The sequence below is a fragment of the Klebsiella sp. 10982 genome (assembly GCF_048589245.1).
Taxonomy (GTDB): Bacteria; Pseudomonadota; Gammaproteobacteria; order Enterobacterales; family Enterobacteriaceae; genus Klebsiella; species Klebsiella quasivariicola.
In genome coordinates this window covers 1-21,480 of record NZ_JBMAXV010000047.1, presented here as the reverse complement: position 1 = coordinate 21,480, position 21,480 = coordinate 1, and the positions used below count along the sequence as shown (strand labels likewise).

General features: G+C 56.2%; 23 protein-coding genes and 1 tRNA gene. 17 read left to right on the top strand and 7 right to left on the bottom strand.

Annotation, left to right across the window (positions count from 1 at the left end; translation table 11 throughout):
* Positions 1–81 precede the first annotated feature (81 nt).
* The 5 genes from endA to ruvX all read left to right on the top strand — a co-directional run bounded on the left by endA (position 82) and on the right by ruvX (position 3,736).
* Positions 82–789, top strand: a complete 708-nt coding sequence (gene endA, locus ACKLKD_RS23980) for a deoxyribonuclease I (protein ID WP_087805962.1) — start codon at positions 82–84, stop codon at positions 787–789.
* Positions 790–880: 91 nt separating this feature from the next.
* A complete protein-coding gene (gene rsmE, locus ACKLKD_RS23975) occupies positions 881–1,612 on the top strand; it encodes a 16S rRNA (uracil(1498)-N(3))-methyltransferase (RefSeq protein ID WP_023282987.1) in 732 nt (243 codons plus the stop codon).
* Between the two features lie 20 nt (positions 1,613–1,632).
* Positions 1,633–2,583, top strand: coding sequence for a glutathione synthase (gene gshB / locus ACKLKD_RS23970; RefSeq protein WP_025713490.1), 951 nt, complete (start codon positions 1,633–1,635; stop codon positions 2,581–2,583).
* A gap of 173 nt (positions 2,584–2,756) precedes the next feature.
* Positions 2,757–3,320, top strand: a complete 564-nt coding sequence (locus ACKLKD_RS23965; RefSeq protein ID WP_025713491.1) for a YqgE/AlgH family protein — start codon at positions 2,757–2,759, stop codon at positions 3,318–3,320.
* Positions 3,320–3,736 carry a Holliday junction resolvase RuvX gene (gene ruvX / locus ACKLKD_RS23960; RefSeq protein ID WP_049004129.1) on the top strand — a complete coding sequence of 139 codons (417 nt, stop codon included), beginning with the start codon at positions 3,320–3,322 and terminating at the stop codon, positions 3,734–3,736. Before ACKLKD_RS23965 ends, ruvX begins: the two co-directional genes overlap by 1 nt.
* 52 nt (positions 3,737–3,788) lie before the next feature.
* Here the strand turns inward: ruvX and ACKLKD_RS23955 are convergent, their stop codons facing one another.
* Both ACKLKD_RS23955 and ACKLKD_RS23950 read right to left on the bottom strand, forming a co-directional pair.
* On the bottom strand, positions 3,789–4,442 hold the full coding sequence (locus ACKLKD_RS23955; protein WP_080898044.1) for a LuxR C-terminal-related transcriptional regulator: 654 nt from the start codon (positions 4,440–4,442) through the stop codon (positions 3,789–3,791).
* Between the two features lie 348 nt (positions 4,443–4,790).
* A complete protein-coding gene (locus tag ACKLKD_RS23950; protein ID WP_087805960.1) occupies positions 4,791–5,771 on the bottom strand; it encodes a type IV pilus twitching motility protein PilT in 981 nt (326 codons plus the stop codon).
* A 16-nt stretch (positions 5,772–5,787) separates the two neighbouring features.
* On the opposite strand from ACKLKD_RS23950, the gene ACKLKD_RS23945 reads away from it, so the two are divergent.
* The 5 genes from ACKLKD_RS23945 to hemW are packed head-to-tail and all read left to right on the top strand — an operon-like array spanning position 5,788 to position 9,098.
* Positions 5,788–6,489 (top strand): YggS family pyridoxal phosphate-dependent enzyme, encoded by a 702-nt coding sequence (locus ACKLKD_RS23945; protein WP_025713495.1) that lies wholly within the window; start codon positions 5,788–5,790, stop codon positions 6,487–6,489.
* Positions 6,490–6,509: 20 nt separating this feature from the next.
* Entirely contained in the window at positions 6,510–7,076 is a 567-nt protein-coding gene (locus ACKLKD_RS23940) for a YggT family protein (protein WP_004205182.1), read from the top strand.
* Positions 7,073–7,363: a DUF167 family protein YggU gene (gene yggU, locus ACKLKD_RS23935; protein WP_025713496.1), complete on the top strand. Its 291-nt coding sequence runs from the start codon at positions 7,073–7,075 to the stop codon at positions 7,361–7,363. Before ACKLKD_RS23940 ends, yggU begins: the two co-directional genes overlap by 4 nt.
* 12 nt (positions 7,364–7,375) lie before the next feature.
* Complete coding sequence (locus ACKLKD_RS23930; RefSeq protein WP_025713497.1) at positions 7,376–7,969, top strand: XTP/dITP diphosphatase; 594 nt, start codon at positions 7,376–7,378, stop codon at positions 7,967–7,969.
* On the top strand, positions 7,962–9,098 hold the full coding sequence (hemW, locus tag ACKLKD_RS23925; RefSeq protein ID WP_025713498.1) for a radical SAM family heme chaperone HemW: 1,137 nt from the start codon (positions 7,962–7,964) through the stop codon (positions 9,096–9,098). The genes ACKLKD_RS23930 and hemW overlap by 8 nt, the downstream gene beginning before the upstream one ends.
* 40 nt (positions 9,099–9,138) lie before the next feature.
* Here the strand turns inward: hemW and ACKLKD_RS23920 are convergent, their stop codons facing one another.
* From ACKLKD_RS23920 to trmB, 3 genes are read right to left on the bottom strand one after another with little or no spacing between them, the layout of a single operon-like run.
* Entirely contained in the window at positions 9,139–9,858 is a 720-nt protein-coding gene (locus ACKLKD_RS23920) for a DUF2884 domain-containing protein (RefSeq protein ID WP_025713499.1), read from the bottom strand.
* A gap of 50 nt (positions 9,859–9,908) precedes the next feature.
* On the bottom strand, positions 9,909–10,235 hold the full coding sequence (locus ACKLKD_RS23915) for a YggL family protein (RefSeq protein ID WP_002916620.1): 327 nt from the start codon (positions 10,233–10,235) through the stop codon (positions 9,909–9,911).
* Positions 10,235–10,954, bottom strand: a complete 720-nt coding sequence (trmB, locus tag ACKLKD_RS23910; RefSeq protein WP_002916627.1) for a tRNA (guanosine(46)-N7)-methyltransferase TrmB — start codon at positions 10,952–10,954, stop codon at positions 10,235–10,237. Before trmB ends, ACKLKD_RS23915 begins: the two co-directional genes overlap by 1 nt.
* A gap of 136 nt (positions 10,955–11,090) precedes the next feature.
* Here trmB and mutY point away from each other — a divergent pair, with 136 nt between their 5' ends.
* From mutY to ACKLKD_RS23890, 4 genes are all read left to right on the top strand, one after another.
* Complete coding sequence (gene mutY / locus ACKLKD_RS23905) at positions 11,091–12,149, top strand: A/G-specific adenine glycosylase (protein ID WP_025713500.1); 1,059 nt, start codon at positions 11,091–11,093, stop codon at positions 12,147–12,149.
* A gap of 28 nt (positions 12,150–12,177) precedes the next feature.
* On the top strand, positions 12,178–12,453 hold the full coding sequence (locus tag ACKLKD_RS23900) for an oxidative damage protection protein (protein ID WP_004105744.1): 276 nt from the start codon (positions 12,178–12,180) through the stop codon (positions 12,451–12,453).
* A 48-nt stretch (positions 12,454–12,501) separates the two neighbouring features.
* Positions 12,502–13,584 (top strand): membrane-bound lytic murein transglycosylase MltC, encoded by a 1,083-nt coding sequence (mltC, locus tag ACKLKD_RS23895; protein ID WP_025713501.1) that lies wholly within the window; start codon positions 12,502–12,504, stop codon positions 13,582–13,584.
* A gap of 188 nt (positions 13,585–13,772) precedes the next feature.
* Positions 13,773–15,026 carry a nucleoside permease gene (locus tag ACKLKD_RS23890; RefSeq protein WP_025713502.1) on the top strand — a complete coding sequence of 418 codons (1,254 nt, stop codon included), beginning with the start codon at positions 13,773–13,775 and terminating at the stop codon, positions 15,024–15,026.
* 43 nt (positions 15,027–15,069) lie between these two features.
* Here ACKLKD_RS23890 and ACKLKD_RS23885 read toward each other — a convergent pair whose 3' ends face one another.
* A complete protein-coding gene (locus ACKLKD_RS23885; RefSeq protein WP_025713503.1) occupies positions 15,070–17,208 on the bottom strand; it encodes an ornithine decarboxylase in 2,139 nt (712 codons plus the stop codon).
* Between the two features lie 420 nt (positions 17,209–17,628).
* Here ACKLKD_RS23885 and ACKLKD_RS23880 point away from each other — a divergent pair, with 420 nt between their 5' ends.
* The 3 genes from ACKLKD_RS23880 to ACKLKD_RS23870 all read left to right on the top strand — a co-directional run bounded on the left by ACKLKD_RS23880 (position 17,629) and on the right by ACKLKD_RS23870 (position 19,943).
* The gene (locus ACKLKD_RS23880) at positions 17,629–18,342 is read left to right on the top strand and encodes a DUF554 domain-containing protein (protein WP_025713504.1); all 714 of its coding nucleotides are present in this window, start codon (positions 17,629–17,631) and stop codon (positions 18,340–18,342) included.
* A gap of 105 nt (positions 18,343–18,447) precedes the next feature.
* Positions 18,448–18,523 (top strand) — tRNA-Phe (locus ACKLKD_RS23875).
* Between the two features lie 160 nt (positions 18,524–18,683).
* Complete coding sequence (locus ACKLKD_RS23870; RefSeq protein WP_077254023.1) at positions 18,684–19,943, top strand: tyrosine-type recombinase/integrase; 1,260 nt, start codon at positions 18,684–18,686, stop codon at positions 19,941–19,943.
* 501 nt (positions 19,944–20,444) lie between these two features.
* Here ACKLKD_RS23870 and ACKLKD_RS23865 read toward each other — a convergent pair.
* The gene (locus ACKLKD_RS23865; protein WP_025713506.1) at positions 20,445–21,332 is read right to left on the bottom strand and encodes an integrase domain-containing protein; all 888 of its coding nucleotides are present in this window, start codon (positions 21,330–21,332) and stop codon (positions 20,445–20,447) included.
* Positions 21,333–21,480 lie beyond the last annotated feature (148 nt).

The window sequence follows — 21,480 nt, the reverse complement described above, 5'->3', positions numbered from 1 at the left end:
TTAGAAACTTTCTGATCTGACTGATTGCATCCGGCACCCTCATTCGCTACGTTGCGGGCTCGTTTTGACACGGAGTTAACGATGTCCCGTATGCATGTTTTAGCCGTAGCGGTATTGAGCGCGGCAGTCAGTGGCCCGCTTGCGGCCGCCGAAATTACCAGTTTTTCCCAGGCCAAAGCCGCTGGCGTCAAAGTGAATGCCGACGTTCCGGGCGATTTTTATTGCGGCTGTAAAATCGACTGGCAGGGGAAAAAAGGCGTTATCGATTTGGAATCCTGCGGCTATAAAGTGCGTAAAAATGAGAACCGCGCCAGCCGGGTTGAATGGGAGCACGTAGTGCCGGCATGGCAGTTCGGCCATCAGCGTCAGTGCTGGCAGGAGGGTGGACGTAAAAACTGCGCCAAAGATCCGGAATACCGCAAGATGGAAAGCGATATGCACAACCTGCAGCCGGCGGTGGGAGAAGTGAATGGCGATCGCGGCAACTTTATGTACAGCCAGTGGAACGGCGGTGAAGGCCAGTACGGCCAGTGCACCATGAAGGTCGATTTTAAAGATAAAATCGCCGAGCCCCCTGCCCGCGCTCGCGGCGCCATCGCCCGCACCTACTTCTATATGCGCGACCGCTATCAGCTGAATCTTTCCCGCCAGCAAACTCAGCTGTTTACCGCCTGGAATAAACAGTACCCGGTCACCGCCTGGGAGTGTGAACGCGATGAACGCATCGCGAAAGTACAGGGCAACCATAATCCGTATGTCCAGCAGGCTTGCCAGGCGCAAAAGAGCTAACCTACACTAGCGGCAATTGTTAATTTGCAGCCCTGTGCTTCCCGCCCGATGGCGGGAAGCTGGCATCTGCGCAACGAACGGAATATCAAGCATGCGCATTCCTCGCATCCATCATCCAGAACGCCTCATTGTCGGCAGCCAGATCGCGCTGAGCGATGACGCGGCCAACCACGTCGGCCGCGTCCTGCGCATGACCGCCGGTCAGCACCTACAGCTTTTTGACGGCAGTAACCAGGTGTTTGACGCGGTCATCACCGAGGCCGGTAAGAAAAACGTTACGGTTGAGGTGCTCAGTGGCGAACCTGACGATCGGGAATCGCCGCTGCATATCCATTTAGGCCAGGTGATGTCGCGCGGCGAAAAAATGGAATTCACCATCCAGAAATCGATCGAACTTGGGGTAAGCCTCATAACGCCACTGTTTTCCGAGCGTTGTGGCGTTAAACTGGATGCCGAACGTTTGCAGAAAAAGATCCAGCAGTGGCAGAAAATCGCTATTGCCGCCTGCGAACAGAGCGGTCGTAACGTGGTACCGGAAATACGTCCGGCGATGCAGCTGGAAGAGTGGTGCGCCGAACAGGACAGCGGGCTGAAGCTCAACCTGCACCCGCGCGCCAGCGCCAGTATTAACACGCTGCCGCTGCCGGTTGAACGCGTCCGTTTGCTGATTGGCCCGGAAGGTGGGCTGTCGGCTGAAGAGATAGCGATGACCGCGCAATACCAGTTTACTGATATTCTGTTGGGACCGCGCGTTCTGCGTACAGAGACTACTGCGCTCACCGCCATCACCGCCCTGCAGGTGCGTTTTGGCGACTTAGGTTGAGGCGTTAACGGAGAAGAACCATGATCAAGCTCGGCATCGTGATGGATCCCATCGCAACCATCAACATCAAGAAAGACACCAGCTTCGCTATGTTGCTGGAAGCGCAGCGTCGCGGCTATGAACTCCATTACATGGAGATGAACGACCTCTATTTGATCAACGGCGAAGCCCGCGCCCGTACGCGCACGCTAAGCGTCGAACAGAACTACGATAAATGGTATGACTTCACCGGCGAGCAGGATCTGCCGCTGGCGGACCTTGACGTCATCCTGATGCGTAAAGATCCGCCGTTTGATACCGAATTTATTTATGCCACCTACATCCTCGAGCGGGCGGAAGAGAAAGGTACGCTTATCGTTAACAAGCCGCAGAGCCTGCGCGACTGTAACGAGAAGCTGTTCACCGCCTGGTTCTCTGAACTCACCCCGGAAACGCTGGTCACCCGCAATAAAGCCCAGTTGAAAGCCTTCTGGGAAAAACACGGCGATATCATAATGAAACCGCTCGACGGCATGGGCGGCGCCTCTATTTTCCGTGTTAAAGCCGGCGATCCTAACCTTGGGGTGATAGCCGAGACGCTGACCGAACTGGGCAGCCGCTACTGCATGGCGCAGAACTATCTGCCGGCCATTAAAGACGGCGACAAGCGCGTGCTGGTGGTGGATGGCGAGCCGGTACCTTATTGCCTGGCGCGTATTCCGCAGGGCGGTGAAACCCGCGGCAATCTGGCCGCCGGCGGCCGCGGCGAAGCTCGCCCGTTGACCGAAAGCGACTGGGAAATCGCCCGCCGCGTCGGCCCGACGCTGAAGGCCAAAGGCCTTATCTTTGTTGGCCTGGATATCATCGGCGACCGTCTGACGGAAATTAACGTCACCAGCCCGACCTGTGTGCGTGAGATCGAGGCAGCTTTCCCGGATATTTCGATCACCGGCATGCTGATGGACGCTATCGAGAGACGTATCGCTAAATAAGCACCAGGTTGTAAACGTCCGCTGATGGCGCCGCGAGCGCGGGTTTCCGCGCTCGTGAAACGCGGCCAGCCAGGCGTCGCCTGGGCACCTGCCAGATAAAGTGCATCGACACCATTCTACTTTGCCCGCATACTGGGTGTTGCTTTTTTGAACCAGGAACAGAACCTCTGACAATGAATTTACAGCATCACTTTCTGATTGCCATGCCTGCGCTTCAGGACCCTATTTTCCGCCGCTCCGTGGTCTATATCTGCGAGTATAACGATGAGGGTGCCATGGGCATTATTATCAATAAGCCGCTGGAAAATCTGCAGGTGGAAGGGATCCTCGAGAAGCTCAAAATTGTCCCGGAGCCGCGCAACCCGGAGATCCGCCTGGATAAACCGGTGATGCTGGGCGGCCCGCTGGCGGAAGACCGCGGCTTTATTCTGCATACCCCGCCCTCTGACTTCTCCTCGAGCATCCGCATTTCGGATAACACGGTGATCACCACCTCGCGGGATGTCCTTGAAACCTTAGGCACCGACCGGCAGCCGGGCAACGTGCTGGTTGCGCTGGGTTACGCCTCATGGGAGAAAGGGCAACTGGAGCAGGAGATTTTAGATAATGCCTGGCTCACCGCGCCGGCTGACCAGAATATTCTCTTCCGCACACCTATCGCCGATCGCTGGCGCGAGGCGGCTAAACTGATTGGTATCGACATTGTGACGATGCCTGGCGTCGCGGGGCATGCATGATGAGCGGAACCTTTCTCGGCTTTGATTTCGGCACCAAAAGCATCGGCGTGGCGGTGGGTCAACGCATCACCGCAACCGCTCGACCGCTGCCGGCGCTGAAGGCACAGGACGGTAAACCGGACTGGAATATCATTGAAAAACTGCTTAAAGAGTGGCAGCCTGAGGCGGTGGTCGTCGGCCTGCCGCTGAATATGGACGGCACCGAGCAACCGCTGACGGCGCGCGCGCGTAATTTCGCCAATAAAATCCATGGCCGCTTTGGTGTCGCGATCCTTCTGCATGATGAACGTCTGAGTACGGTTGAAGCCCGCGCGGGTCTGTTTGAACACGGCGGCTACCGGGCGCTGAATAAAGGCAGCGTCGACTCGGCCTCTGCCGTGGTCATTCTGGAAAGCTACTTCGAGCAGAGCTTTTAAGCTCTGCTCTCCTGCGCCGCCGGCAGGTTGCTGACGGCGCCCTTCCACCCGCTCAGTGACGCAGATGTTCGTTCGCCCAGCTCACCGCCTGGGTGCGATTCTTGACGCTCAGCTTACGAAATACATTATACAGATGCGTCCGTACCGTGTTCTCGCTGATGAACAGCGCCCGGGCGATATCCAGGTTGGTCGCGCCGCAGCGCAGTTCGTTGAGGATCTCGCATTCCCGTTCCGTCAGGGGCGAGTTCTCCACTGGTTTCGATGCATGGTCCGCAGCATACATCGCCGGGTGCATCACGCTCAATTCAGCCGTCTGTTCACCGTTCAGCACGGCCTTAACGCCCTCAATTAAGCGCGATTCATCATCGTCATGGCGGAACACACCATATAAAGCTGGCCACTGCGCCATTTCGTATAACTCATACTTTTGTGCGCTATTAATAATCAACAAACGAGGATTATCTGCCTGCAGGCGAATAATATCCCGCCACACCCTGTTTAATTTCTTATTTGACACTGCGATATCAAATAATATTACAGAATCTTTCGCCAGGCGCTGCGCAAGTGGTTTATTAATGTTTTGTAAAATCACAGGCGCCATCAGGGTTTCACTCAAATAGCTGGCAAAAGCTTTGCTTTGAATAGAGGGGTGGGTAATAAAGGTTACCTGACGAGAAGATGATGAATTTCCATTTAAATTAATCACTTAAAACTCTCCTTAGCTGTTACCCACCGCCATGGTGGTTAAATGAATAAAAAAAGATACATTCAGTCGTGAATTTATAAATCACCAAGGCGACTTACAAATAGAAACGTTATTCCATGAGAATCATCCTATTCCCATAAACAGCATAAATCGAATGACTCAAAACTGTCAAAACATAATCAAACTTTTTTCCTGGAAATGCGTATTCACTATCGACATATCTAATTTGAATGTATTATTTGAATTTATAATCAAAAGTTATTTGTATTACTAAATAATATTAATAAACAAAAAACAAACATTCATACAACATATCATTTAACCTGGCAAACCCGCCCATTCCTCACTTTATAGCTCGCCTGCAGCGACACGTTGCTGAAAACTCTGGGTAAAGGTCAGCATTCCACTCTGCATCCCGGTCTGCATCACGCCGGGCAATTGGTGCACTTTTCCTTCACGGATCAAATTCGCCACCGCAGGGGTATTGACCAGAAGCTCGTATAGCGCAACTCTGCCACCCTGACGCGCGGGTAACAATTTTTGCGCCAGTACGGCGCACAGGCTTCCGGCCAGCTGGCTACGAACCTGATCTTTCTCCTCTGCCGGAAAGACATCGATCAATCTCTCCACCGCCGGCGCCGCACCGCGGGTATGTAATGTCGCCATCACCAGATGCCCGGTCTCCGCCGCGGTTAACGCCAGGCGAATGGTTTCGCTGTCGCGTAGCTCACCTAACAGGATGACGTCAGGGTCCTGACGCAGCGCCACGCGTAACGCCGCAGCGAACGAAGGGCAGTGACGGCCAATCTCCCGCTGCTGGATCAGGCAGCGCTCGCTGTGATGAATAAACTCCACCGGGTCCTCCAGGGTCAGAATATGACCATCAAGATGCTGGTTGAGGTGCCCAACCATTGCCGCCAGGGTGGTCGACTTGCCGCTGCCCGTCGCTCCGGTGACCAACAGCAAACCACTCTCTTCCGCCAGCAGTTCACTCAGCGCTGGCGGGGCACCCAGCGACTCCAGACGCGGGCACTCCCCGGGAAGGAGGCGCAACACCAGCGAAATTCCACGCGTATGGGCGAACGCGCTGGCGCGCAGCCGCGAACCGCAGGCCAGGGTCAGCGCAAAGTCAATCTGTCCCTGCTCCTGCCAGTGCTGTAACTGGGCGACATCGAGCCTGTCGTTAAGTAAATCCGCAACATCCGGCGCAGGAAAGGGAGCGGCCTCCAGCCTGCCCTGCCGCCGCCAGCGCGGCGCGGCGGAATTGCACAGGTGTAGATCGGAGACATTATGCTTTACACTAAGGGCTACGATTTCTTCCAGCTTCATAACTCATCCTCGGAATATGAACGATATTGCGCATAACCTGGCACAGGTCCGGGACAAAATCTCCGGTGCTGCCGCCCGATGCGGGCGTGCGCCAGAAGAAGTGACATTGCTTGCAGTGAGTAAAACAAAACCTGCGAGCGCGATCGAAGACGCCATCGCGGCAGGCCAGCGGGCATTTGGTGAAAACTACGTCCAGGAGGGCGTGGAGAAGATTAACCATTTCCAGCAGGCGGGCGTCAGTGGGCTGCAGTGGCACTTTATTGGCCCCCTGCAGTCCAACAAAAGCCGGTTAGTGGCGGAGCATTTTGACTGGTGCCACACCGTCGATCGGCTGAAAATCGCCACCCGTCTGAACGAACAGCGCCCGGCGCATTTGCCGCCGCTGAAGGTGCTGATTCAAATTAATATCAGCGATGAGCAGAGCAAATCCGGTATTCCGCTGGAAGCGCTCGATGCGTTAGCGGCGGAGATCGCTGAATTACCTCGCCTTGAGCTGCGCGGCCTGATGGCGATCCCTGCGCCTGAGTCAGAATATGTAAGGCAGTTTGCCGTCGCCCGGCAAATGGCGGTAGCATTTGCGCGATTAAAAACGCGGTACCCCACGGTCGATACGTTGTCTCTGGGAATGTCGGACGATATGGAAGCCGCAATCGCGGCGGGAAGCACGATGGTGCGCATCGGCACAGCCATTTTTGGTGCGCGCGACTACAGCAAATAATAAGGAATCTGAGGAACGCCATGAAGACGTTGACTTTCCTGCTTTCAACGGTCATTGAGCTTTACACGATGGTCGTGTTGTTACGCGTCTGGATGCAGTGGGCGCGCTGCGACTTTTACAACCCGTTTTCGCAGTTTGTGGTGAAGGCCACGCAGCCGATTGTCGGACCGCTGCGCCGGATTATCCCGGCAATGGGGCCGATTGACAGCGCCTCGCTGCTGGTGGCATTTATTCTCTGCGTTATCAAAGCGATCGTGCTGTTTATGGTGATCACTTTCCAGCCGATCATCTGGATCTCCGCCCTGCTTATTCTGCTGAAAACCATCGGCTCGTTGATCTTCTGGGTGCTGCTGTTGATGGCGATCATGAGCTGGGTCAGCCAGGGCCGCAGCCCGGTGGAGTACGTGCTGATGCAGCTGGCTGACCCGCTGCTGCGCCCTATCCGCAACCTGCTGCCGTCGATGGGCGGTATCGATTTCTCACCGATGGTGCTGGTGCTGCTGCTGTACGTGATCAATATGGGCGTCGCCGAGGTGCTGCAGGCTACCGGTAACGTGCTGCTGCCGGGGCTGTGGATGGCGCTATGAGTGCCGTTGAACCCTGCGCTGACGGGCTGGTGCTGAGGCTGTACATTCAGCCTAAGGCCAGCCGCGATAGCATCGTGGGCGTACATGGCGACGAGCTTAAAGTCGCCATTACCGCCCCGCCCGTTGATGGCCAGGCCAATGCCCACCTGGTGAAATTTCTCGCCAAACAGTTCCGCGTCGCCAAAAGCCAGGTTCTGATTGAAAAAGGCGAGCTGGGCCGCCATAAGCAAGTTAAAATCATCGCCCCACAACAGATCCCGACTGCGGTCGCGGCGCTAACTGAATAAACAGGATTCATCATGCAAAAAGTCGTCCTCGCTACCGGCAACGCCGGTAAAGTGCGCGAACTGGCCTCGCTGCTGGAAGATTTTGGTCTCGATATCGTCGCTCAGACCGAGCTGGGCGTGGACTCTGCGGAAGAGACCGGCCTGACCTTTATTGAAAACGCGATTCTGAAAGCGCGTCACGCGGCGCAGATCACCGGCCTGCCGGCCATCGCCGACGATTCCGGTCTGGCCGTCGATGCGCTTGGCGGCGCGCCGGGTATTTACTCCGCCCGCTATTCCGGCGTCGACGCCAGCGACCAGCAGAATCTTGAGAAGCTGCTCGACGCGTTAAAGGACGTGCCGGACGACCAGCGTCAGGCGCAGTTCCACTGCGTGCTGGTCTATCTGCGCCATGCCGAAGATCCCACGCCGCTGGTGTGCCACGGCAGCTGGCCTGGGGTAATCACCCGACAAGCCGCCGGTACGGGTGGCTTCGGCTACGATCCGATCTTCTTCGTCCCGTCAGAAGGGAAAACCGCGGCCGAACTGAGCCGTGAAGAAAAGAGCGCCATTTCCCATCGTGGGCAAGCGCTGAAACTGTTACTGGAAGCATTACGTAATGGCTAATTTGCCGCCGCTGAGTCTCTATATCCATATTCCCTGGTGCGTGCAGAAATGTCCGTACTGCGACTTTAATTCGCATGCGCTGAAAGGCGAGGTGCCGCATGACGATTACGTCCAGCATCTGCTGAACGACCTGCAGGCCGATGCGCAATATGCCCAGGGACGGGAAATAGGCACGATTTTTATCGGCGGCGGTACGCCGAGCCTGCTGTCCGGCCCGGCCATGCAAACCCTGCTCGATGGTGTCCGCGCCTGCCTGCCGCTGGCCGCCGGGGCGGAAATCACCATGGAAGCCAACCCGGGCACCGTGGAGGCCGATCGCTTCGTTGATTACCAGCGCGCCGGGGTGAACCGCATCTCCATCGGCGTCCAAAGCTTCAGTGAACCAAAGCTGCAGCGCCTGGGACGGATACATGGCCCTGAAGAGGCCAAGCGCGCAGCACGTCTCGCCAGCGGGCTCGGCCTGCGCAGCTTCAATCTTGACCTGATGCACGGCCTGCCGGACCAGTCGCTGGAGGAGGCGCTGGACGATCTGCGTCAGGCGATTGCGCTGAATCCGCCGCACCTGTCGTGGTACCAGCTGACCATTGAGCCAAACACCTTGTTCGGCTCCCGGCCACCGGTGCTGCCGGATGACGACGCGCTATGGGATATTTTCGAGCAGGGGCATCAGCTGCTGAGCGCCGCCGGCTATCAGCAGTACGAGACGTCCGCTTACGCTAAGCCGGGCTTCCAGTGTCAGCATAATCTTAACTACTGGCGCTTTGGCGACTACCTCGGCATCGGCTGCGGCGCGCACGGCAAGATCACCTTCCCTGACGGACGCATCCTGCGTACCGCCAAAACCCGCCACCCGCGCGGGTATATGGAAGGCCGTTACCTCGAGCGTCAGCATGATGTAGAAGACGCGGATAAACCGTTTGAGTTCTTTATGAACCGTTTCCGCCTGCTGGAGGCCGCGCCGCGTGACGAATTCAGCCGCTATACCGGTCTTGAGGAAGCGGCGATCCGCCCGCAGCTGGAGGCGGCGATAGCCCAGGGCTATCTGCATGAAGACGAGCAGAACTGGCAGATCACCGAGCACGGTAAGCTGTTTTTGAATTCCCTGCTTGAGTTATTTCTGAACGAGTAAACGCAGAAGCGGTCCTGCCGGCAAGCGGACCGCCATGTCATTATTTCAGCGAGCCAACCAGCGACTTGCGGCTATCCTCAAGCGAGACCACCCGGCTGCAGACGTCTTTACCAAACTGCTGGAAATCGGCCTCCTGGTTTTTCCATTCATCCTGAATCGCCGTTTGCAGGCCGCCGAGACTGCCGAGAATGCCCTGCAGCGGGTTACCACCGCCTTTAAGCACCGCTTTCGCCCCCATCTCGTTAATGCTGTCCTGCAGAATGCCGCCCATCGCCTGATTCACCAGCTGCTGGCCGTCGGCGTGCACCTGGTCGATGGCTTTATAATGGAAGGTCAGGCCATCGCTGCGGCGCTCAATGATGCGGTTCATCTGCTCTTTGAGCTGCGCGTCCAGCTTGGTCAGGCGACCATGCATGCTGCTGTTGGCGCCAACCTGTTCGGTAATGATTTTATCCAGCGCCTTACGGCTTTTTTCGACTCGCGAACGCGCGCCTTCGTCAATCCACGGCAGGCTGCTGCGCAGACTGGCCTGATAATCCTGCGCCTGCTCGCGCTGGGCGGCGCTGAGCGCATAGGCCTTGCCGTTAAAGGTCAAATTGCCGTCCGGCTTTATCACCAGATCGCCATTTTCCCCTTTCACCTGGACCTGCTGCGGGCTGAGGATCACATCGTCACGCGGCGTGACGCTACACTGGTAGTCCGCATGGGCAGACAAAGCGGTGACGGAGAGCGCCACCGCCAGCAGCGTTTTACGCATCATAAAACTCCCTTAAGACAAAACGGGCCGGCAATTGCCGACCCTTGTCAAACTTAGTCCCACCAGACGTCAAAAAGTTCGCTGGTGCGCACATCCTCTAACTTACGCGCTTCCAGCCATTTGCGTACGATGGCCTGATGCTCTTCGGTGCATTTACCGATCTCCTGCATGCAGATGAGCCCTTCCCAGGAGAGATAGCCGCTGCCGTCGAAGGCCAGCTTGTTCGGCTCAATCACCTCTTCGATCAGATCGTTGACCGTCTGGTCGATCTGCTCTTCGCTGGTCCCTTCCGGGAAACGCCAGGCGACGGAGAAACCTAACTCCTGAAACTCATCGATATGCATTTTTTTACGCAGACGACGGCTACGATTCTTGGCCATTATTTCACCCTCTCGAACATTAAGTCCCATACGCCGTGGCCGAGACGATGGCCACGCTGTTCAAATTTGGTTACCGGGCGCGATTCCGGGCGCGGTACATAATCGTTGCTTGCCGACTGGTTACGATAACCTTCCAGCGAGGACATGACTTCCAGCATATGCACGGCATAGGCTTCCCAGTCGGTCGCCATATGGAAGACACCGCCAAGCTTCAGCTTGCTTTTCACCAGCTCAGCGAAAGGCGGCTGCACGATACGACGTTTATTATGGCGCGCTTTATGCCACGGATCAGGGAAAAACAGTTGCACCATATTCAGCGAGTTATCCGGGATCATAGTGTGCAGCACTTCCACCGCATCGTGACACATTACGCGCAGATTTTGTACGCCTTCTTCTTCCGCAGAAGCCAGGCATGCGCCGACGCCCGGCGAGTGTACTTCAATGCCGAGGAAATTCTGTTCCGGTTTGGCTTTTGCCATCGCCACCAGCGAGGCGCCCATGCCGAAGCCAATCTCGAGGGTGACCGGCGCGTCACGGCCAAACAGGGCGGCGAAATCGAGCGGCGCATCGTTGAATTCAACGCCCATCACCGGCCAAATGTTATCCAGCGCATGCTGCTGCCCTTTCGTCAGGCGACCCTGGCGACGGACGAAGCTACGAATACGGCGCAGCGGACGGCCGTTTTCATCAAATTCCGGAGAGATGACGTCGTTTTTCATAAAAGTTTGGTCTGCTTGTGAATGTGTTCGGAAAACGGGCATTATCCAAAGTTACCCGGCGGATGCAAGGGTTTACAGCCACTCGCCCTTGTGCTGCAATCTGCCACCCTGTAATCGCGATCCCGGAGCCGTAGCTTTGACTTTTCTCGCCACGCAATTTTCAGCCCAGGTTCTGGACTGGTACGACAAATACGGGCGTAAAACCCTGCCCTGGCAAATCGCCAAGACGCCCTACAAAGTATGGCTCTCCGAAGTGATGTTGCAACAGACCCAGGTCACCACGGTTATTCCCTATTTTGAACGTTTTATGGCGCGTTTCCCCACGGTTGTTGATTTAGCCAACGCGCCGCTGGATGAGGTGCTGCATCTGTGGACCGGCCTCGGCTACTACGCGCGGGCGCGCAATTTACATAAAGCCGCGCAGCAGGTCGCCACACTGCACGGCGGGGAATTCCCCCGGACCTTTGACGCAGTGGCGGCGCTGCCCGGCGTCGGGCGCTCAACGGCGGGGGCGATTTTATCCCTTTCGCTCGGTCAGCATTATCCGATTCTCGACGGTAATGTGAAGCGGGTGCTCGCCCGCTGCTATGCTGTCAGCGGCTGGCCGGGAAAAAAAGAGGTGGAAAAACGGCTGTGGGACATCAGCGAAGAGGTTACCCCGGCGAAGGGGGTTGAGCGCTTCAACCAGGCGATGATGGATCTCGGGGCAATGGTTTGCACCCGCTCGAAGCCGAAGTGCGAGCTGTGCCCGCTGAATAACGGCTGCGTGGCCTACGCCAATCATTCATGGGCAGAATATCCGGGCAAAAAACCGAAGCAGACCCTCCCGGAACGCACTGGCTATTTCCTGCTGATGCAGCACGGCGACGAGGTGTTTCTCTCCCAGCGTCCACCGGTAGGCCTGTGGGGCGGATTATTCTGTTTTCCACAATTTGCAGGCGAAGCGGAGCTACGCGAGTGGCTGGCACAGCGCCAGATTAAGGCCGATAATCTGACGCAGCTCACCGCTTTTCGCCACACTTTCAGCCATTTCCACCTGGATATTGTGCCGATGTGGCTTACAGTGCACTCATCTGGCGCATGCATGGATGAAGGCAACGCACTCTGGTATAACTTAGCGCAGCCGCCGTCGGTCGGTCTGGCGGCTCCCGTGGAGCGCTTGTTGCAACAGTTAAAAGCCGGAACCCCGGTATAAATTTTTCGGCTACCAAAGAGGATTGATTATGAGCAGAACCATTTTTTGTACCTTCCTGCAGCGTGAAGCGGATGGCCAGGATTTCCAGCTGTATCCGGGCGAGCTCGGGAAGCGTATTTATAACGAAATCTCCAAAGAAGCCTGGGCGCAGTGGCAGCATAAGCAGACCATGCTGATCAACGAGAAAAAGCTCAGCATGATGAACCCGGAGCATCGTAAGCTGCTGGAACAGGAGATGGTGCAGTTCCTGTTTGAAGGGAAAGACGTTCACATCGAAGGCTACACGCCGCCGGAAAAACAGTAAGGGCCTTACGGCCTTTACCAGACAAACACAACACGCACTCCCGGAATGATGAAAAAATACTTAGCGCTCGCGCTGATTGCGCCATTGCTCGTGTCCTGTTCCAGTTCCAATAAAAAAGGCGCCGAATATAACGAGGCCTGGGTCAAGGACACCAACGGATTCGATATTCTGATGGGCCAGTTTGCCCACAACATCGAGAACATTTGGGGGTATAACGAAGTTCTGCTTGCCGGGCCGAAGGACTACGTTAAATACACCGACCAGTATCAAACCCGTAGCCACATCAACTTTGATGCCGGGACGATTACCGTCGAGACCATCGCCGGGACCGATCCGCAAGGACGCTTGCGCCAGGCGATTATCAAAACCCTGCTGATGGGCGATGATCCTAACTCTATCGACCTCTATTCCGACGTCGATGATATTCAGATTTCCAAAGAGCCGTTCCTCTACGGCCAGGTTGTCGATAACACCGGCGAATCTATCCGCTGGGAATGGCGCGCCGCGCGCTATGCCGATTACCTGCTGCAAACCCGTCTGAAGAGCCGCAACAATGGTCTGCGCGTGGTCTACAGCATCACCATCAACCTGGTGCCGAACCATCTCGACAAACGTGCGCATAAATACCTCGGCATGGTTCGTCAGGCCTCGCGTAAGTATGGGGTTGATGAGTCGCTGATCCTCGCGATTATGCAGACCGAATCCTCTTTCAACCCCTATGCGGTCAGCCATGCCGACGCCATGGGGCTGATGCAGGTCGTTCAGCACAGCGCCGGCAGAGACGTCTTCCGTTCCCAGGGCAAATCGGGCCTGCCAAGCCGCAGCTATCTCTTTGACCCGGCGAATAATATCGACACCGGTACCGCCTACCTGGCGATGCTGAACAATGTCTACCTCGCCGGCATCGATAACCCCACCTCGCGTCGCTATGCGGTGATCACTGCCTATAACGGCGGCGCCGGCAGCGTACTGCGGGTTTTCTCCAGCGATAAAGTGCAGGCGGCCAATATTATCAACAGCATGGCCCCAGGGGACGTCTACCAGACCCTGACCACCCGCCATCCGTCGGCGGAATCACGCCGCTATCTGTATAAGGTTAACACCGCGCAGAAAAGCTACCGCCGCAAATAACCCCCCTGTCACCGGCCTCAGCCCTGCGCTGAGGCCGCGCTTATTCTCCGCCATACTTTGTAATATCTTTCGATTTTCTGCGGCAGTTAACAGAAGCCTTCAGCTGGCAAATGATAGAATCGCATCAAAATAACGGCATTAATGTTATTTTAAAAACATAACAAGCCCACATTCGTGAGGATATCTACATGAATCTTAAGCTGCAGCTCAAAATATTGTCGTTCCTGCAGTTCTGCCTTTGGGGGAGCTGGCTCACCACGCTTGGCTCATACATGTTTGTCACGCTGAAGTTTGATGGTGCGGCTATCGGTGCGGTGTATAGCTCGCTCGGGATCGCCGCAGTGCTGATGCCAACGCTGCTCGGTATCGTTGCCGATAAGTGGATCAGTGCTAAATGGGTATACGCCATCTGCCACCTGGTCGGCGCGTTAACGCTGTACCTCGCGGCGCAGGTCACCACGCCAGGCGAGATGTTCCTCGTGATCCTGCTTAACTCGCTGGCCTATATGCCGACGCTTGGCTTGATCAACACCATCTCCTACTACCGCCTGCAGTCAGCAGGGCTGGATATCGTCACCGATTTCCCGCCAATTCGCATCTGGGGCACCATCGGCTTTATCCTCGCCATGTGGGGCGTGAGCTTCTCCGGCTTTGAACTGAGCCATATGCAGCTGTACATTGGCGCGACGCTGTCGGTTCTGCTGGCGCTGTTCACCCTGACGCTGCCGACGATCCCGGTCGCCAACGCCCAGCGCAATCAAAGCTGGACGGAGATGCTGGGGCTTAACGCTTTTGCGCTGTTTAAAAACAAACGCATGGCAATCTTCTTCATCTTCTCGATGATGCTCGGCGCCGAGCTGCAAATCACTAACATGTTCGGCAACACCTTCCTGCACAGCTTCGATAAAAATCCGCTGTTTGCCGGCAGCTTTATCGTTGAACACGCCTCGGTGTTGATGTCGATCTCGCAGATCTCCGAAACGCTGTTTATCCTGACTATCCCGTTCTTCCTTAGCCGCTACGGCATCAAGAACGTGATGCTTATCAGTATCGTGGCGTGGATGCTGCGCTTCGGCCTGTTCGCCTTCGGCGACCCGACGCCGTTCGGCACCGTGCTGCTGGTGCTGTCGATGATCGTCTACGGCTGCGCCTTCGACTTCTTCAACATCTCCGGTTCGGTGTTCGTTGAGAAAGAGGTACGTCCGGAAATCCGCGCCAGCGCCCAGGGAATGTTCCTGATGATGACCAACGGCTTCGGCTGTATTCTCGGTGGGATGGTGAGCGGCAAAGTAGTGGAGCACTTTACCGTCGAGGGGATCACTGACTGGCAGAGCGTGTGGCTGATTTTCGCCGGCTATTCGCTGGTGCTGGCCTTCGCCTTCGTGGCGCTGTTCAAATACAAACACGTCAGACAACCTGCCGCCGCCCAGCAGAACGCGTGATCGGCAAAAGTAAAACGCCCCGCCTGTTCAGCGGGGCGTTTTTTTATTCCTTCAGCACGTAGCCATACAGTCGCTTAATGCCGTCCGGATCCGTCTCGCTGTAAACTCCCTGCAGCTCCGGCGAGAAGCCAGGCAGCATATTGACCCCCTCCTCCAGCGCGAGGAAATAGCGCAACACGGCGCCGCCCCAGACCTCGCCGGGCACCACGCACAGCACGCCCGGCGGATACGGCAGTGCCCCCTCCGCCGCAATGCGGCCTTCCGCTTCGCTCAGACGCACCAGCTCCACGTTGCCGCGAATAAACTCGCGGTTGGCATCCTGGGGATTCATCACCACCCGCGGGAAGCTCCGTTTGCGGAACATCTCCTTTTGCAGGCTCTTCACATCAAAGCTGACATAGAGATCGTGCATCTCCTGGCACAGTTCGCGCAGGGTGTAATCGCGATAGCGCACCGGATATTTGTTGTAGATGGTCGGCAACACATCGGCCAGCGGCGTATCCGCCTCAATATGCTGCTCGAACTGCCCGAGCATCGCTACCAGATGCGCCATTTTTTCGGCGCTCTCCGCCGGCGTCAGCAGGAACAGAATCGAGTTGAGATCGCACTTCTCCGGCACGATGCCGTTTTCACGCAGATAGTGCGCCAGAATAGTCGCCGGAATGCCGAACTCGGTATAGTCGCCGCTATCGGCATCGATGCCCGGGGTGGTCAGCAGCAGCTTACACGGGTCGACAAAGTACTGGTCGTCCGCATAGCCCTCAAAACCATGCCAGCGCGCGTCCGGTTCGAAGCTGAAGAAGCGGCGTTCCCGGGCGATCGCCTCGGTCGGGTGATCCTGCCACGGACGCCCCGCCACCACTGGCGGAATAAAGGGCTGGATCATCTTGCAGTTGGCGATGATCGCTTTGCGCGCCTCGATGCCCAGCGCCACACACTCGGCCCACAGGCGACGGCCGCTTTCGCCTTCGTGGATTTTGGCGTTAACATCCAGCGCAGCAAACAGCGGATAGAACGGGCTGGTGGAGGCATGCAGCATAAAGGCGTTATTCAACCGCTTATGCGGACAGAAGCGCGCCTGGCCGCGCAGATGGTTATCCTTTTTATGGATCTGCGACGTTTGCGAAAAGCCGGCCTGCTGCTTGTGCACGGACTGAGTGACAAAAATACCCGGATCGTCCGGGGTCAGCTCCAGCAGCAGCGGCGAGCAGTCAGCCATCATCGGGATAAACTGCTCATAGCCCACCCATGCCGAGTCAAACAGGATGTAATCGCAGAGGTGGCCGATCTTATCCACCACCTGACGGGCGTTATAGACCGTACCGTCGTAGGTTCCGAGCTGGATCACCGCCAGACGAAATGGGCGGGAGGCATTGGCTTTCTCAGGCGCCGCTTCGCGGATACGTTCCCGCAGGTAATGCTCATCAAAGCAGCGTTCGTCAATGCCGCCAATAAAGCCGAACGGATTGCGCGCGGCTTCAAGATAGACAGGCGTCGCCCCCGCCTGAATCAGCGCCCCGTGATGGTTTGACTTATGGTTGTTACGATCGAACAGCACCAGATCGCCGCGGGTCAACAGCGCGTTGGTCACGACTTTGTTGGCCGCCGAGGTGCCATTGAGAACGAAATAGGTTTTATCGGCGTTAAACACCTTCGCGGCGAACTTCTGCGCGTGCTTGGCCGACCCTTCGTGGATCAGCAGATCGCCTAGTTTCACATCGGCGTTGCACATGTCGGCGCGAAAGACATTCTCGCCAAAAAACTCAAAGAACTGACGGCCAGCAGGGTGCTTTTTGAAAAACGCCCCGTGCTGATGCCCCGGACAGGCAAAGGTGCTGTTATCCATCTCGACGTACTGGGTCAGGGTATTGAAAAATGGCGGCAGCAAACGCGCTTCATAATCACAAGCCGCCGCCTCCAGCTCCAGCCATTCCTGATCTTTACCGGCGATCACCGCCTGCACCCCCTCCGGCTTCTCGACCGCCGTCTCACTCAGCAGGTAGACCGGCAGGTTAAAGCCACTGCGCCTGAGGAGAGTAAGGATGCCGCTGCGACTGTCGGCCGCGGAGATGACGACTGCCGCCACATCGGTAAAATCGGTACTGTCCAGCGCCACAACGCGACGGTGGGTGGACAAGCGGGTGACCAGCTCGTAGCTGGCGGCAATGTGCATGGATTTCATAAGCGCAAATGCCCGTATCGGGAGTGTAAAAAGCTCAGACAAGGGAGAACCTTGCCCAACGATGTGTCCGGGTCTGACGGATTCAGCTCCGACCGCCGGACATCAGTAAAAGCAGACGCGTCCGATCTTACTGTTGCCCTACAGTGAGCATACGTGTCCTTCACCGCATGGTGAACAGAGGGGTAAGCGTAGCAAGATGAGGCTGCCCGCGCATCGGTGCGCGGCGTCGCTGGCGAGGTAATGGCAGTGTCGTCATCGGCGGCCTCATAGCAGGGAGGAGAAAATTCGCGCAATCATGGCACCTTTCCCGGACCGGCGCAAGATGAAAACCGTATGCACTTATATCACGGATACACAAGCTTTCCCGGCAGGTTAACGTCATAATAATGCGGTTATCAGGGATATTTAACAGGAGTCAGCGTGGTTACAGGACCTTTTATTAACGCCAGCGCGGTGCTGGTCGGCGGCGTGCTGGGCGCCTTGCTTAGCCAACGGTTGCCGGAGCGGATCCGCGCCTCAATGACCTCCATTTTTGGCCTGGCGTCATTGGGTATCGGCATTTTATTGGTCATCAAGTGTGCCAATTTGCCGGTGATGGTGCTCTCGACCCTTGTCGGTGCGCTGCTCGGCGAAGTGAGCAATATGGAAAAAGGGATCAATACGCTGGTCAGCAAGCTCCAGCAGCTAATGTCAGCGAAAGGCAAGAAAAAGGCCTCCGCTCAGGAATCTTATATCCAGAGCTACGTGGCGATTATTGTTCTGTTCTGCGCCAGCGGCACCGGCGTCTTCGGTGCCATGCGCGAAGGGATGACCGGCGATGCCAGCATTCTGATTGCCAAAGCGTTTCTCGATTTTTTCACCGCCACCATTTTTGCCTGCACGCTGGGGATTGCCGTCGCCGCCATCAGCGTGCCGATGCTGATCATTCAGCTGACCCTCGCAGCCTGCGCGGCGGTGATTATGCCGCTTACCACGCCGATGATGCTGGCGGATTTCAGCGCCGTCGGCGGTATGCTGCTGGTCGCCACCGGCCTGCGCATCTGCGGGATAAAAATGTTTGCGGTAGTGAATATGCTACCTGCACTGGTGCTGGCGATGCCGATTTCAGCGGCCTGGACGCTGTTTTTTGCCTGAAGACGCGTGCTTTTAGCGCAATGTGGTGATAGATTGTTCAGTCTGCTGCAAAACAGATAAATTTCGTTGACGAGGCGCGGCGATTACGGTTTAATGCGCCCCGTTGCCCGGATAGCTCAGTCGGTAGAGCAGGGGATTGAAAATCCCCGTGTCCTTGGTTCGATTCCGAGTCCGGGCACCACCTTTCCTTTTTTATGCTTCCCTATGAATTCCCATGCGTATGAAATTCAATAAGTTAGCGTAAAAAATCTTTCCGGATGCGTTTTGATTTATCCCTACGTATCCGGAAAATCAGGGGTCAGATTGAGGGTTCATTCAGTTCGATGAACGGAGAGACCCTCATGTTAACTGACAGCAAGATCCGCGCCGCGAAATCCCTCGCAAAATCCTATAAGCTCACCGATGCACAAGGTCTGTACCTGACGGTATCCACCAGTGGCTCTAAGCTGTGGTATTTCCGCTACCGTTTTGAAGGTAAGGAAAATCGTCTGGCCTTCGGCCCCTACCCACAGGTTACGCTGGCAGAAGCCCGCGAGAAGCGCGATGCGGCACGTAAGCTGCTGGTATCCGGCGTTAGCCCTTCCCTGCCCCGAAAGGCGGAAAAAGCCGCCGTTGACGGCACACGCACCTTTCAGTACATCGCCACGGCATGGCATACCAGTTGTCTTAAGCTGTGGTCAGAAGATCACGCCGACAAGATCCTGACCTGCCTGAAGCGCTACGTCTTCCCTGATGTTGGCGCAATGGACATTGCAGAGGTTGAAACCCGCCATCTGGCGCAGCTTGTAAAATCCATAGACGATAAGGGCGTGCATGACGTTGCCGGGCGGGTGCGCCAGCATCTGACCAAAATCATGCGCCATGCCGTACAGCAGGGAACGATTAAATATAATCCGGCTTACGATCTGGATGGCGTCGTGACCCCGGTTGTGACCCAACATCACCCCGCCCTGCCCCTGAAACGCCTGCCAGAGCTGCTGGACAAGATTAATGGCTACAAGGGGCGGGAACTGACCCGTCTGGCGCTGGAGCTGAATCTGCACGTTTTCCTGCGCTCCAGTGAGCTACGCCTCGCCCGCTGGGTTGAGTTCAACCTGAAAGCCCATATCTGGACGGTGCCTGCACAGCGCGATGCGGTTAAAGGTGTAAGATTTTCATCGCGTGGCGCAAAGATGAAGGATGAGCATCTGGTGCCGTTATCCGCGCAGGCCGTCGCCCTGCTGGAGCAGATAAAGGAAATTACCGGAGATTCCGTTTTCGTGTTTGCGGGTGCGCACTCCATGAACAAGCCGATGAGTGAAAACACCATCAACAAGGCGCTGCGCGTGATTGGCTACAACACCAAAACCGAGGTCTGTGGTCACGGCTTCCGCACGATGGCCTGTAGCGCCCTGAACGAATCCGCGTTGTGGTCAAAGGATGCCATCGAGCGCCAGATGAGCCACAAGGAGCGCAACGGCGTGCGGGCGGCGTATGTGCATAAGGCGGAACATCTGGAAGCCCGTATGGAGATGATGCAGTGGTGGTCGGATTATCTCGACATGAGCCACGAGGGGTACGTTGCGCCGTATATTTATGCGCAGCGGCATAAAGTGGCCTGACCCAGCGGCAATATAATTTGTTGATAATGAAAAAGCAGATGCTGATTGAATCTGGATCTGCTTTTTGTATTGGGCAATCGCTGCCAGACAATCTGCACCAGAAACCGATTTGCCGATACACCATAACTGCACCAGTTCAGTGTCACCGTTTATCTGCACCAGCCTGCCGTCGCCTGTCTATGTCAGGATTGCGCCAGATACCACCGGATAAATACCGATCTGCGCCAGCTTTATCCTTTTAAGCCCTTTGGCCTTTTCCCTTTTGCTGGCACAATCACCAGAAAAAATAACGGAATGCTGCACCAGAAGCCTGTTAATAGGCCGTACCATTTAGAAACATCGTTATTAAGAGGAAACCGTACAAAAAATTTTGCCCCCAAAATTTTTTGCACGAAAACCAATGAATAACCCGAGATTAATAGGAAATCACCCCAAATTATTTGGGGCAAATAATTTTGTACGAAAAACGATGAATAACATCATATTGCAAGTCTGAGGCTATCAATCAGCACCATCCTTTCTCCCGTAAACCTGCGCCACATACCGCCCGCGCCCGTCGCCATGCCCCAAATCCATCGCCGTCATTGCCAGCGCTTCCTTCTCACAAAATCCCTGCACCAGATAATGGCGGATCGCATCCTGTGCCCACGCATAGCGAAGAGAGTGCGGAGAGTATGCGCCAGTTAAGCCAAGACCCGACGCCTGGCTATGCCAGTATTTCATTGCGCTTTTCAGATCGGGCTTGTCAATCAGCCTGCCGTGGCGATCCTCTGCCACGGTCAGCGCATTAGCCAGCGCTTTTCTGACAGCGACAACATCAAGAATAATCGTCTCACGGGGTCGCCCGCCTTTGGTGCCAAACACCACGGTTAAGCGAGTGTCACCACGATCCAGTGCCTGTCGCCACGTTTTCAGCGACTGTACGCTCTGCACCGCCTCCTGCGAACGCAGCCCCATCAGCCTTGAGAGTTCCAGCGCTGACGCCAGCCCCGGATCTTTTGCACGGGCCGTCTCCAGCACATCGAGATAGTACTCCGGCGTGATAGCCAGCTTCGTACCGTTGCGGGATGCACCGGACAATCCCAGCGAACGGTTATTCAGCCGTTCACTCTGCGCCAGCCTGTCACGCCCGGCCTGTTTCAGAATGCAACGTACCGCCGCCATCTCGTTTTGCAGGGAACGCTTCGTGATGCCCTGCGCCAGCCGTTCACGAACATAACCTTCAATATGCCGCGCCTTAAGCTGTTCCACCCGGCGGATCTGCACATTCTGCGCCAGAACCAGACGCTCACAAAACCGCTGCGCCAGCTTAATGCGGTCGTGAACGGTTTTATGGCTACCGCCTGCCTGCTGCGCCAGTCGCTTCATTTCCTGCTCCAGTATTCCCATACATTCCCCTTTTCATGATTGCCGCAAACTCATCTCCAAAAAACCAACACTGATACAGCTTTCCCCGGCGCGTAGGCCGATAGCCCCTATTTTTTTGTCGGGGCTGCGAACGATACCTGAGCGCCGGGGCGGCTGCCGTTGAGGTGTG